Origin of the sequence: Streptomyces sp. NPDC047108 (assembly GCF_040643575.1) — a bacterium.
GTDB lineage: Bacteria > Actinomycetota > Actinomycetes > Streptomycetales > Streptomycetaceae > Streptomyces.
The window spans coordinates 538,527-551,134 of sequence record NZ_JBEYUP010000003.1; the positions used below are offsets into that span (position 1 = coordinate 538,527).

The 12,608-nt window shown below is 74.1% G+C and carries 10 protein-coding genes; 5 read left to right on the forward strand and 5 right to left on the reverse strand.

Annotated features, from left to right (window positions below; all coding sequences use genetic code 11):
* Positions 1 to 65: 65 nt before the first annotated feature.
* The 4 genes from ABZ822_RS10530 to ABZ822_RS10545 all read right to left on the reverse strand — a co-directional run bounded on the left by ABZ822_RS10530 (position 66) and on the right by ABZ822_RS10545 (position 5,801).
* Complete coding sequence (locus ABZ822_RS10530; RefSeq protein WP_360850041.1) at positions 66 to 986, reverse strand: oxidoreductase; 921 nt, start codon at positions 984 to 986, stop codon at positions 66 to 68.
* A gap of 264 nt (positions 987 to 1,250) precedes the next feature.
* Positions 1,251 to 1,604, reverse strand: a complete 354-nt coding sequence (gene nirD / locus ABZ822_RS10535) for a nitrite reductase small subunit NirD (protein WP_360850044.1) — start codon at positions 1,602 to 1,604, stop codon at positions 1,251 to 1,253.
* Positions 1,601 to 4,261, reverse strand: a complete 2,661-nt coding sequence (nirB, locus tag ABZ822_RS10540; protein WP_360850047.1) for a nitrite reductase large subunit NirB — start codon at positions 4,259 to 4,261, stop codon at positions 1,601 to 1,603. The genes nirD and nirB overlap by 4 nt, the downstream gene beginning before the upstream one ends.
* A gap of 1 nt (position 4,262) precedes the next feature.
* Entirely contained in the window at positions 4,263 to 5,801 is a 1,539-nt protein-coding gene (locus ABZ822_RS10545; RefSeq protein ID WP_360850050.1) for an FAD-dependent oxidoreductase, read from the reverse strand.
* Positions 5,802 to 6,021: 220 nt separating this feature from the next.
* Between ABZ822_RS10545 and ABZ822_RS10550 the strand changes: the two genes are divergently transcribed.
* The 4 genes from ABZ822_RS10550 to ABZ822_RS10565 all read left to right on the forward strand — a co-directional run bounded on the left by ABZ822_RS10550 (position 6,022) and on the right by ABZ822_RS10565 (position 9,610).
* Complete coding sequence (locus tag ABZ822_RS10550) at positions 6,022 to 7,005, forward strand: TauD/TfdA family dioxygenase (protein ID WP_360850053.1); 984 nt, start codon at positions 6,022 to 6,024, stop codon at positions 7,003 to 7,005.
* Between the two features lie 43 nt (positions 7,006 to 7,048).
* Positions 7,049 to 7,828, forward strand: a complete 780-nt coding sequence (locus ABZ822_RS10555; RefSeq protein ID WP_360850056.1) for a TSUP family transporter — start codon at positions 7,049 to 7,051, stop codon at positions 7,826 to 7,828.
* A 270-nt stretch (positions 7,829 to 8,098) separates the two neighbouring features.
* Positions 8,099 to 8,422 (forward strand): divalent-cation tolerance protein CutA, encoded by a 324-nt coding sequence (gene cutA, locus ABZ822_RS10560; RefSeq protein WP_360850059.1) that lies wholly within the window; start codon positions 8,099 to 8,101, stop codon positions 8,420 to 8,422.
* 216 nt (positions 8,423 to 8,638) lie between these two features.
* Positions 8,639 to 9,610: a zinc-binding dehydrogenase gene (locus ABZ822_RS10565; RefSeq protein ID WP_360850062.1), complete on the forward strand. Its 972-nt coding sequence runs from the start codon at positions 8,639 to 8,641 to the stop codon at positions 9,608 to 9,610.
* Between the two features lie 58 nt (positions 9,611 to 9,668).
* Here ABZ822_RS10565 and ABZ822_RS10570 read toward each other — a convergent pair whose 3' ends face one another.
* On the reverse strand, positions 9,669 to 10,625 hold the full coding sequence (locus tag ABZ822_RS10570) for a DUF6777 domain-containing protein (RefSeq protein ID WP_360850065.1): 957 nt from the start codon (positions 10,623 to 10,625) through the stop codon (positions 9,669 to 9,671).
* A gap of 656 nt (positions 10,626 to 11,281) precedes the next feature.
* Here ABZ822_RS10570 and ABZ822_RS10575 point away from each other — a divergent pair.
* Positions 11,282 to 12,523, forward strand: coding sequence for a streptophobe family protein (locus ABZ822_RS10575; RefSeq protein ID WP_360850487.1), 1,242 nt, complete (start codon positions 11,282 to 11,284; stop codon positions 12,521 to 12,523).
* Positions 12,524 to 12,608 lie beyond the last annotated feature (85 nt).

Sequence of the window (12,608 nt, forward strand, 5' to 3'; positions counted from 1 at the left end):
GTCGCTGACTCCGGGGGCATCGGCCGGACGGTCAGCGCGCCGCCGCCCTGAGCCCCCGCGACCCCTCAGAGCTCAAGCGCCCCGTACGTCACACCCGTCAGCCGCTCCGACGCACCCCACAGCCGTACGCCCGCCGTGTCGTTGCGGGACCAGGGCGCCCGCAACGCCGGTCCGGGCTCCCGTCCGCCGCGCCGCGGGCCGGTGTAGGAGTCCGGGGCCACGGCGGGGGCCGTGGCGGCGTGGAGCGTCGGCAGGGCGCCGGTCTCCGCGGGGTGCGCGAAGCGCCGGCGTGCGAGGTCCACGATCTGCTCGGCCGTCCTGCGGCCCTCCATCCGTACGCCCGCCGTGTGCAGGCCGGTGTCCGCGTAGCCGGGGTGGGTCGCCGCGGCGACCACGTCCGAACCGGCCCGGGCGAGGCGCCGCGCCAGTTCGTGGACGAAGAGCAGATTGGCGGTCTTCGAGCGCGCGTACGCGATCCAGCGGCGGTAGCCGCGTTCGCTGTTGAGGTCGCGCAGATCGATGTTGGCCATCGTGTGCGCGAAGCTGGAGACGCTGATCACCCGGGCCCCGCGCGTGTCCAGCAGCCGCGGCAGCAGCAGGCCGGTCAGTGCGAAGTGTCCCAGGTGGTTGACGCCGAACTGCATCTCGAAGCCGTCGACGGTTCTGCGGTGCGGCAGTGCCATGACCCCCGCGTTGTTGACGAGCAGGTCGAGCCGTTCGTCGCCGAAGGCGCGGGCGAAGTCGCGGACCGAGGCCAGATCCGCCAGGTCCAGATGGACGAACTCCACGTCCGCCTGCGGGAGTTCGCTGCGGATGTGCGACTCGGCCTCCTTGCCGCGCGTCTCGTTCCGGCACGCCAGGACGACCCGGGCGCCGCGGCGGGCGAGCTCGCGGGCGGTGACGTAGCCGATGCCGCTGTTGGAGCCGGTCACCACGGCCGTGCGCCCGCTCTGGTCGGGGATGTCGCTCGCGGTCCAGCGCTTCATGGCTGCTGCTCTCCTCGCCTCGCCGCGGGACGTACCGCGGGGTCCGCCGTGCGTCGCCATCGGTTACCCGTCAGTCAGCCTAGGCGTGGCGGGACGCGGATGCGAGAGCGACCGACCTCGCCGTGCCCGCGGCCCCGGCGCGCCCCCCGTGGGCGCGCCGGGGCACGGCGCACGCCGGCGCCGCCCGGGTCAGCGGGACGGTCCGTGCCACCCGGCGGCGGACGCTCTCCGCGATGCGCACTGCTCTTCGCGATGCGCCCCCCTCTACGCGATGCGCACCTCGTACGCCGGTACCGCCACGGACCCGTCGTCCAGGCACTGCCCGGTCGTCAGGTCGAAGCGCTGCTTGAGCAGGGGCGAGGCCACGAAGGGCCGCCCTGCCTGGGTGCGCCCGAGCAGTCCGCGGGAGAGGACGTAGGCGCCGGTGAACGGGTCCTGGTTCCCGACGCAGTAGGTGGCGCCGGAGCGGTCGAGGAAGACCGCGACCTGCCGCCCGTCCGGGAGCAGCGCGGCCACCCCCCGCCCGGGACTGAGGTGCGCGAGGTCGCAGACCGCGAACCATTCCTGGTCGACGAGCAGTTCGACGCGGAGATCGGTCGTGGCGGGGGCGAGGGTCATCGTGCTGAGCTCCCTTCGAGGGTGCGGACGGGGAGGACGGGGCCGGCGGCCAGGACGGCGAGGTCCGGCTTCACCTGCTCCCGTTCGGGCACGAACCGCACCGAGGGGTCGGGCGTGCCCGGGGCATTGACGAAGGAGACGAAACGGCGCAGCCGGTCGGGGTCCTCGAGGGTGGCGGCCCACTCGTCGCGGTAGTGCGCCACGTGGTCGGCCATCAGCCGCTCCAGTTCGCGGGCGATCCCGAGCGAGTCGTGCACCACCACGTCCCGGACGTGGTCCAGGCCGCCCTCGATGCGCTCCAGCCAGGCGGAGGTGCGCTCCAGGCGGTCGGCGGTGCGGATGTAGAACATCAGGAACCGGTCGATCAGCGTGATCAGTTGCGCGTCGTCGAGGTCCTGGGCCAGCAGGTCGGCGTGGCGCGGATCGGCGCCGCCGTTGCCGCCGACGTACAGGTTCCACCCGTTGGACGTGGCGATGACGCCGAAGTCCTTGCCGCGCGCCTCCGCGCACTCCCGTGCGCACCCGGAGACCGCCGACTTCAGCTTGTGCGGGCTGCGCAGGCCGCGGTAGCGCAGTTCGAGACCGATCGCCATCCGCACCGAGTCCTGCACGCCGTAGCGGCACCAGGTCTGCCCCACACAGGACTTCACGGTGCGCAGCGCCTTGCCGTACGCGTGGCCGGACTCGAATCCGGCGTCGACCAGGCGGGTCCAGATGCTGGGGAGCTGGTCGACGCTCGCCCCGAACAGGTCGATCCGCTGACCGCCGGTGATCTTCGTGTAGAGCCCGAAGTCCCGCGCGACCTCGCCGATGACGATCAGCTTCTCCGGGGTGATCTCCCCGCCGGGGATGCGCGGAACGACCGAGTACGAGCCGTTGCGCTGGAGGTTGGCGAGGAAGTGGTCGTTGGTGTCCTGCAGCGACGCCTGCTCTCCGTCGAGCACGTAGCCGCTGGCGCCGAGCGTCGGCGCGAGCGAGGCGATGATCGAGCCGACCGCCGGCTTGCAGACCTCGCAGCCGTCGCCGCCCCGCGCCTCCTCCCGCCCGTGCTCGTCGAGCACCCGGGCGTACGTGGTCAGGCCGCGGACGCGCACGATCTCGTACAGCTCGGCGCGGGTGTGCGCGAAGCAGCCGCACAGGCCCGTCTCGACGCTGACGCCGCTCGCCTCCAGCTCGTCGTTGACGAGGGAGGTGAGGACCTTGACGCAACTGCCGCAGCCCGTGCCCGCCTTGGTGCACTTCTTGACCTCGGGCAGGCTGGTGCAGGCGTGGTCGGTGACGGCGGCGCGCACCGTGCCTTTGGTGACGTTGTGGCAGTTGCAGATCACCGCGTCGTCGGGGAGGGCGGACGGGCCGAGGGCGGCGGGGGCTCCCGCTCCGGCCGGGAGCACCAACTGCTCGGGCGCCACGGGCGGTACGGAGCCGGTCAGCGGACGCAGCATCCCGTACGCCTCGGCGTCGCCGACCAGGACCCCGCCCAGCAGGGTGCCGTCCGCGGCGACGACCAGCTTCTTGTAGACGCCGGAGCGGGAGTCGGCGTAGACGACGTCGAGGCAGCCGGGCGCGGCGCCCTGCGCGTCGCCGAAGGACGCGACGTCCACGCCGAGCAGCTTGAGTTTGGTGGAGGTGTCGGCGCCGGTGAAGCCGGCGAGCTCCGGCGCGGCGGTGGTGTGGGCGTTGGCGGCGGCGACGGCGCCCGCCGCGGTCTCGGCCATCTCGTAGCCGGGCGCCACCAGGCCGTAGACCCGCCCGTCGGCGGCGAGTGCGCACTCACCGATCGCGTAGACGGCCGGGTCCGAGGTCCGGCAGGTCTCGTCGACGGTGATCCCGCCGCGCTCGCCGACCTCCAGGCCGCAGTCGCGGGCGAGTCCGTCCCGCGGGCGCACGCCCGCGGAGAAGACGACCAGGTCCGTCGCGAGCGTCGAGCCGTCGGACAGGGCCATGCCCGCGACGGCCCCGCTCTCGTCGGTGGTGACCTCTTGCGTGCCGACCCCCGTGTGGACCGACAGGCCCATGCCCTCGATGGTGCGCAGCAGTGCGGCGCCGCCGCCGTCGTCCACCTGGACGGGCATCAGCCGCGGCGCGAACTCCACGATGTGCGTGTCGAGTCCGAGTCCCTTGAGCGCGCCCGCGGCCTCCAGGCCGAGCAGCCCGCCGCCCACGACCGCCCCGGTCCTCGCGCCCGCGGCGTACGCCTCGATCGCCAGCAGGTCCTCGATGGTCCGGTAGACGAAGCAGCCGGTGGCGTCCTTGCCGGGGACGGGCGGCACGAAGGGGTACGAGCCCGTGGCCAGCACCAGCGTGTCGTACGGCACGACCCGACCGGCGCGCGAGGTGACGGTGCGCGCCGCGCGGTCCACGGACTCCGCCGGGTCACCGAGGTGCAGCTCGATGCCGTGTCGCTCCATGAAGTCCGCCTCGCCGAGGGCGAGTTCGGCGGGCGTGGTGCCCGAGAAGTACGAGGTGAGCCGCACCCGGTCGTAGGCGGGCCGCGGCTCCTCGCACAGCACGACGACCCGCGCCCGCTCGGTGACCCCGCGGGCGGCGAGCGCCTCGAGGAATCGCTGGCCGACCATTCCGTGGCCGACGAGGACGATGGTGGGGGACGACCCGTCCGGCGTCTCGGCCGGCAGTGCGGTCGGCGGGGCGGTCGGCATGTCAGTGGCCTCCATCGTGGGTGAGCAGGTGGAGCAACGGAGCGGAGGGCAGCGGCTCGTCGCCCTCCCAGGTGCGGGCGAGCGCGCCGACGGTGCCGAGATCGCCGAGCAGGATGCCCCCGACGAGGCGGTCACCGCGGACGACGACCTTGCGGTAGGCACCGCGGGTCGCATCCGACAGGTGCACCACGTCGTCGCCGGGGGCGGGGGTGGTCTCGCCGAAGGCGGCGAGGTCGAGGGGGCGGGGGGTGGCGGGGACGGCGCCCGAGGCGTCGCCGGCGAGGGTGCCTGCGTCCGCCGTTTCCGCGTTCTCCGCGGACCGCTTCTGCGCGCTCGGGGCCGGTCCTGGTGCCGGTGCAGGTGCCGGTGCAGGTGCCGGTGCAGGTGCCGGTGTCGCGGGCCGGGCGGCCAGCGTCAGACGGGTCAGGGCGCGGGTGCCGGTGTAGCGCGGGGGAGCGGCGGCAGCGGAACGGGCGTCGGCGTCTCCCCCGGCGAGCAGGACGCGGGCCAGGACGTCGGCCTGCTCCTGTGCCGGACCCGCCAGGCCGTACACCGTTCCGTCGTGCTCGGCGCAGTCGCCGATCGCGTGGATGCGCGGGTCGGAGGTGCGCAGCGCGTCGTCCACGACGATGCCGCGCCTGACGTCGAGCCCGGCGGCCTGTGCGAGACCGACACGGGGCCGGACCCCGCAGGCGAGCACGACCAGATCGGCGTCGAGCCGGAATCCGTCGGCCAGTTCGACGGCCGAGACCGCCCGCTGTGGGCCACCGTGTGACGCCGACGGCCCCGTCAGCAGACCCCGGACCCGGCACTCGGTGTGCACCTCCACGTCCAGCTCCGTCAGGTGCCGCCGCAGGAGACGGGCGGCACCGTCGTCGAGCTGCCGCTCCATGAGGTGCTCGCCCTGGTGCGCGAGGACGACCTGCGCGCCGCGGCGGGCCAGTGCACGTGCCGCGGACACGCCCAGCAGCCCGCCGCCGATCACCACCGCACGGACGTCGGGCCGTACGGCGGCGGCGAGCGCGAGGCAGTCGTCCATGGTCCGGAAGGCGTGCACGCCCAGCGGGAGTTCGCGGCCGTCCGGCTCGAACAGGCCGCGCAGCGGCGGCAGTACGGGGTTGGATCCGGTCGCGAGGACCAGCGCGTCGTACGGCACGCGCCGCCCGTCGTCGCAGACCACCTCCGGCGCGGCGCGGTCCAGCCGTACGGCCCGGACGCCGCGCAGCCAGTGGGCCGTGGCCGGGGGTGCGGGCAGCTCGACGACGGCGGGGGCGTACTGGCCTGCGAGGACCTCCGCGAGGAGCACCCGGTTGTAGGGCGGGTGCTGCTCCTCGCCGATGACGGTGACGTCGGGCGCGAGGTCCGCGATGTCCGCGGGGGCGGCCGGGCCGGTGGCCGCCGCATCGTGGTGGCCCGTGGCGAGGCCGCCGCTCCGGCCCGCCGCCAGTTGCTGCACCAGCCGGGCGGCAGCCATGCCGCCGCCGACCACCACGATGCGGCGGCCGGAGCGGCGGGTGCGGGCGTTCGTCGGAGGAGCCATGTCCCGAAGCGTGCGCGCCGCACATTTCCCCTCCGCATCGCGCCTGTTTCCCGCGCGCAACGCTGCCCTCAGCGGCGGCGCCGGGCGGCTGTGAGCCCCCGGAAGCCCCGCGATCCTCCCGCCGGACGGGGAGTACCGGCCGCTTCGCCCTTCTGGGGAAACCTCAGATGTCCCTCAAATCCGGCGGGAGTTCGGCGGAGCCATGCCTAGGGTCGGGTTCATGCCCGACATTCCCCCCACATGCCCCATCCGCGTCTCCGACGCCGTACGCGACGCCGCCGCGGCCGCCCTGGGTGCCGTGACGGAAACGGAACTCGGTCAAGCCGTTCCCGACACCTGTGTGCGCCCCTACCTGGAACACGGCGCGAAACACTTACGGAACCACCTCCCCTGCGAGGTCCTCGAAGCCCTGGCCGACTGGCGCCACGCCTCCACACCCTGGCTGAACTTCACCAACCTGCCGGAACCCGACCGCCCCGTCCCCACCCCGCAGGACGGATTCAGCGACGAGGCCGTCCTCCAGGTGCCCAATCTCGTGCAGTTCGGGCTGCTGCACCTGCTCGGCATGACCCCGGTCGCCTACGTGTGGGAGAACGCCGGCCGCCTCATCCGGAACGTCGCCCCGCACCCGGAGGCCGCCCGCACAGCCACCTCCTGGGGCCACGCCCGCCACCTCGGCTGGCACACCGACGACTCCGTGCTCGACCACCGCGCGGGCGCCGCCGCCTCGATGGCGATACCGCACTTCCTGTCCTTCTACGGCATGCGCAACAGCGAGGGGATCCCCACCGAGCTGCTGCCGCTCGACACCGTGGTCGCCGCCCTCCCCGCCCAGGTCGCGGTCGAGCTGCGGCGGCCCCAATTCGCCGTCAGCGCCCCCGAGTCGTACACGGGTGCCGGGGGCGGGCGCCCGCAGCGTACGGACGTCCCCGTGCTGTGGACGCTCCCCGACGGACACGACGCCCTGCGCTACGGGCCCGGCCGCGTCACCGGGCAGACCGCGTGGGCGCGCGCCGCCCTGCGGTCGTTCGAGGAGTGCCTCGCCGGGCTCACGGGCGTACCGGTGACCGTGGAGGCGGGCGGATTCCACATCTTCGACAACCGTAGGGTGATGCACCGGCGCGTCTCCTTCGACCCGGCCCCGCCCGGCCGGGCCCGCTGGCTGCGCCGCTGCTACGCGATGCGGCGCGCCGCCGCCCGCTGAGCCGCCCCGTCACCCCACCCGTGAAAGCGACCGCACCACCGCGATGCCCGACATACCCCTGACGACCCTGCTCCTCCTCTGCCTGGCCGCGGGCGCGGCCGGCTGGATCGACGCCGTGGTGGGCGGCGGCGGCCTGCTGCAGCTCCCGGCGCTGCTGGTCGGCCTGCCGCACCTGGCGCCCGCGTACGTCCTCGGGACGAACAAGGCGGTCTCGGTGGTCGGTACCTCGGCCGCGGCCGTCACCTACACGCGCAAGGCGCCCGTGGACGTGCGCATGGCCGTACGGATCGGGCTCGCCGCGGTCGGCGGTTCGCTCGGCGGGGCCTTCTTCGCGGCGGGTATCGACAGCGCCGTGCTCCGGCCGCTGATCATGGTCGTCCTGCTGGGGGTCCTGGCGTTCGTCCTCCTCCGCCCGTCCTTCGGCACCGCGCCGGCGCCCGGCCCGGCCACCCGCCGGCGGGTGCTCGCCGCGATCCTCGTCGCGGGCGCGGGCATCGGCTTCTACGACGGATTGATCGGCCCCGGCACCGGCACGTTCCTCGTCATCACCCTCGCCGCGATCCTGCACATGGACCTCGTGACGGCCTCGGCGACCACCAAGGTCGTCAACGTCTGCACGAATCTGGGCGCGTTGGTGGTGTTCACCGCGCAGGGCACCGTCCTGTGGCGGCTGGCCGCGCTCATGGCGGTCTTCAACCTGGCGGGCGGCATGACCGGCGCGCGGATGGCCCTGAAGAAGGGGACCGGCTTCGTACGGGTCGTGCTGCTGGTGGTCGTCGTCGGCCTGGTCTGCAAGCTCGCCTACGACCAGTGGGTGGCCTGACCGCCGGGCCGGCGGCCCTGCTCGGCCTGCTCTCGGGGCTCCTCGGCGCGGGCGCGGCCGTCGCGCTCATCGCCTCCCGCTGACCGTGCCGCCACGGCCCGCTGCGCCGCGGGCTCGCGACGCGTCCGCGGCACGCGCCCTCGCGCGGGGCGCCCGGGGTGCGTACGCCCGTATGCTCGCGGCGCGCCGATCGGCCGGGACGATCGGCCGGGACGAACGACCGGGCGCTCTCGAGGAGAGGCCGGTCGAGGAAGCGAGGGACGAGTGGACGTGGCGGAATTCCTGACCGTGATGACCACGACCGACGACGCCGAGAAGGCCGAGGCACTCGCCCGCGGGGCCATTCGGGCGCGGGTCGCGGCCTGCGCGCAGATCTCGGCCCCCGTCACCTCCGTCTACCGGTGGGAGGGCGCGATCGAGACCGCACAGGAGTGGCAGGTGCTGTTCAAGACGACGGCGGCCCGCTACCGCGAGCTCGAGGCGTACATCGAGGGCACGCACGCGTACGAGACCCCGGAGATCATCGCGACACCCGTCGTGAAGGGCGGCGCCGACTACCTCGCCTGGGTCACCGCCGAGACCATGGAGAACTGAGCCGGCGGCTCCGGTCTCCTTCCTCCGCCGTGAGGGCCGCCCCTGCACCGTCTCGGCCCGCCTTCCGCACGGCCGGGACCGTGCGCCGACACCATGCGCAGGGACATCCGGCGCAAATCAGCTCCCCGCGCCCTGTTGACCTCCACCCCGGTCAAGGTTCGACTGGGACTGCAGGTACCGGAACGTCCGGTCCGTTCCGGACGGGGAGTGATCGGTATGCGTGTGGTGAGAGCGGTGCAGTTCGGGAAACCGGACGTGCTGGTGGTGGAGGAGGCGCCGGACCCCGAGGCGGGCCCTGGCCAAGCGGTGGTCGGTGTGCGTGTCGTACCGCTGCTCTTCCTCGACACGCAGACCCGGCGCGGTTGGGGCGGCGCGTGGTTCACGATTGAACCGCCTTACGTGCCGGGGTCCGGTGTCGCGGGTGAGGTGATCTCCGTCGGGGAGGGGGTGAACCCCGCGTGGACCGGCCGGCGGGTCGTCACCGACACGGGCGACCAGGGCGCCTATCTCCAGCGGGTGGCCGTCCCCGTCGAGAATCTGGTGGCGGTGCCGGAGGGCCTGGGACTGCAGGAGGCCGCGGCGCTCATGTACGACGGCCGTACCGCGATGCGGCTCGCGGAACTCTTCCCCGTCCGGCCGGGCGAATGGGTGCTGGTCCTCGCGGCCGCCGGCGGCCTGGGCAGCCTGCTCGTCCAGCTCGCCCACGCGGCGGGCGGGCGGGTCATCGGCGCCGCGGGCGGCAAGCAGAAGGTCGACCTGGTGCGGGAGCTGGGAGCCGAAGCAGTGGTCGACTACACCGAGCCGGGCTGGCCGGGCCAGCTGCGCTCGCTGACCGGGGGCGAGGGACCCGAGGTGGTCTTCGACGGGGCGGGCGGGCGGATCGGCCGTGAGGCGTTCGACGTGATCGCGGAGGGCGGGATGTTCTCGGCGCACGGCGCACCCGGTGACGCGTTCGCGCCGATCGACCCCGAGGAGGCCCGGAGCAAGGGCGTCATGCTGTCCGGGATCGAGCAGGTGCAGCTCAAGGGCGCGGACGCCCGGCGGCTGACCGCGCTGGCGCTGTCCGAGGCCGCGGCGGGCCTGATCCGGCCCGTCATCGGCCGCGCCTTCCCGCTGGAGAGGGCCGGTGACGCGCACGCCGAACTGGAGGCCCGCGAGATCCTCGGCAGGGCCCTGCTGCTGGTCTGACCCGCCGGTCCTGGCCACCCCTCTCCGCGTCGCAGGTCCCCCGGCGACCCCCGCGGTTCTACGTCATCGGCGCCCGCGGTGGTGCGGACCGGTCCGGCGTGCCCCGGCTCTGCGGCGTTCCCGGGCTGGCGGGGCTCTCCGGCTGCCCCGGGGACTCGGGTGCCGGCGACTCGTCCGGCTGCTCGGGCGTGCCGGGCTGCTCCGGCGACCGGTCTCCAGGGGACTGAGGTGACGCGTCCGGCGCGGGCGACGAGGGCGAGGTGTCGCCGCTGGGCGACGACGTCTCGTACGGATCGTCGCTCGGAGGCGTCGTCGGCCGGTCCGCGCCGCCCGTGTTGCCGGAGCGCCGCTCGAACCAGCCGCCCGTGTACGGGTCGAAGAGGACGAACCAGTCGACGTCCCGCGGCGAGGGCGCGACCGCCACGACGTTCGAGCGGTCGTAGCCCGGCCAGGCGTTGCCGCGCTGCTCCGGGGTGCCCGTGATGGCCGCCGGCGGGGTCAGCGGGTTGCCGCAGGCGCAGCGCACGCGCGGCACGCCGCGCCGGTCGACCAGGACGGCCGTACCGGACTGCAGCACCGCCTGGTAGCTGGTGGCCTCGCCGTTCTTGTAGCCGTGGTTGGTGACGCGGGTGTCCGCGCGGAGCTGGACGGGCGTGAGGGCGCGCAACCACGACGGGATCGCGTCCTCGTCGATCTTCTCCACGCTCGCGAACGCCTTCGCCTTGGAGCGGTCGGAGGAGAGGTAGTCGATCTGCTTCTCCACGTCGCAGCTCGAGGAGTCGCGGGTTCCGCCGTACAGGCCCGGTGCCGAACCCTCGATGCTGCGCGTGCCGCCGGCTCCGCTGGGCGGTGCGCTCGGCGTCGCGGTCGGCGGAATCGCGGAGGAGTGCTCCGCCGTCGAGCCGCTGTACGGATCGGGGCCCTGCGAGGAGGCGGCCTGGAGGAAGAGTTCCTGGGACTCCTGCTCGCCGGTCGACCGGGTCAGGACGACGGCGATCACGACGGCGATCACCACGATGCCCGTGATGATCGCGATGCGCGGAGCGGACCGCCACCAGGCCCGGGGCCGCTCGCCCCCGGGTCCCTCGCCTCCCGGACCCTCGCCCTCCGGTCCTTCGCCGCCGGGGCCGCCGCCCTCGCCTCCTCGACCGGGACCGCCCGGCTCCCCGGGTCCGCCCGGAGGCCCGCCCGGTCCCGACGGCTGTGAGGGTCCGGATGGCTCGGACGGTTTTGGGGGCGGCGTCGGCTGGGCGGGGCCCGAGGGGCGCCCCTCCGGCCCGGAAGGACCGCTCGGCGGCCGTCCGGAGAGAGGTCCCGACGGCGGGCCGGTCGGCGGCTCGGCGCCCGGCCCTGTCGGGGGCTCGTTGCTGTCCGAGGGCGGCTGGGACGTCACGGGCGGTTCCTCCGAAGGCGTCGGGCGTAGGACGGGGTGAACTACGAACTTCTTCCGATCGATTTCAGCTTGGTACCGCTCGGACCCGTTTGATTCCGCTTGATCCCTCCCTGCTCATTGTGTGCTCCTGTTCCACGCCCCCCGCAAGCGGTGTGGCGCCCCCGTGCTTACCGTGGACGAAAGGTGTGAATCGCCGGAAATCGCGCGGGAGAGGGGCAGGAGGCGGACGGGTGAGTCGTACGCGAGAAGCCGCTCCCGCGGGCGCCGCGGGACCCGCACTGCACCCGGTGCGGGCCTGGGGCGACGCGCTCGCGGCCGTGGCCGCGGGCGTGGTCACCATGTGGGTCGTCGCCACGCTCGGCCTGTGGGCGGCGGGCGCCACCGACCTGCCCGGCGGTGCGTTCCCCCGGGTCGTCGCGGCCGCCGTCGTGATCGCCGTCGGCGGTGACGTCGAACTGCACGGTGACGCCGGATTCATCGCGCAGACCGACGCCGGGCTCAACGCCGTACCGCTGTCCGTGACCCTCGCAGGCGCCCTGGCCACCGCCTTCGTCTTCCTTATCCCGCTGCGCCGCCGCGCCGTGGCCGACAGCCGCGAGGTGCTCGGACGGGTCGTGCGCGTGGCGGTGCTCTGGCTGGTGGCCCTGCTGGTGCTGGCGCTCGTCGCCCGCCACACCTTCCGCCTCTCCCTCGGCGACGGCATCGCCGAGGACATCGGCGAGGCCCTGGGAGCGGCCCCGACCGTCGGCTTCCGCGCCGAGATCGGTTCGACGCTGGGGTACGGCCTCCTCTGGCTGCTCGCCGTGCTGGCGCTGACGTTCCTCGTCTCCCGCCGCGCGCCCCTGCCGTCGCGGCTGCTGCGCTTCCAGGAGTCCGTACGGCCGCCCGCGCACGCGATGGTCCTGCTGCTGCTCGCCTACGTCGTGATCGGGCTCGTCATCGGCCTGATCACGCTCATCACGCACGGGCACCAGGCCGAGACGATGGCGGTGATCCTCCTCGGCCTGCCGAATCTGGCGTGGATGGCGCTGGGCATCGGTACCGGCGGCTCGTACGACGGCCATGTCGCCGAAGGCATCGGCCTGCCCATGCCGCACGTCCTCGACGAGGTGCTGCGTACCTCCGGCGGCCGGAACGCGACCCTGGACCTCGGCACGCTCGCCGAGAACGACGGCCGCGCCTGGCTCCTCGTGGTCGTGGCCGCCGTGTTGCTGCTCGCGGCCGGATTCCTGGTCGCGGTCCGCTCCCCGGCCGGTACGAAGCCCTGGCAGCTCGCCGTCCGCACGGCGCTCGCGCTGGGCGTGACCATGCTGGTGATCGGGCTGCTCACGCGGATCTCCGCGCACTACGGCCTGACGGTCATCGGCCTCGGGGACCTGGGAGGGGGCCTGGGCGGAGAAGTGTCCCTGCAGCCGAACTTCCTGCCGCTGATCGGCTTCGGGCTGCTCTGGGGGCTGGTCGCGGGCTTCCTCGGCGCCCTGCTCGCCCGCCGCGTACGTCACCGCGGCGCGGTGGAGTGACGGCGGCCGCGACGCTCTGCCGCCGCCACGCAGTGCTCGCGGCAACCCACGGACGCGGCAACTCACGGACGCGTCCATCCACGGG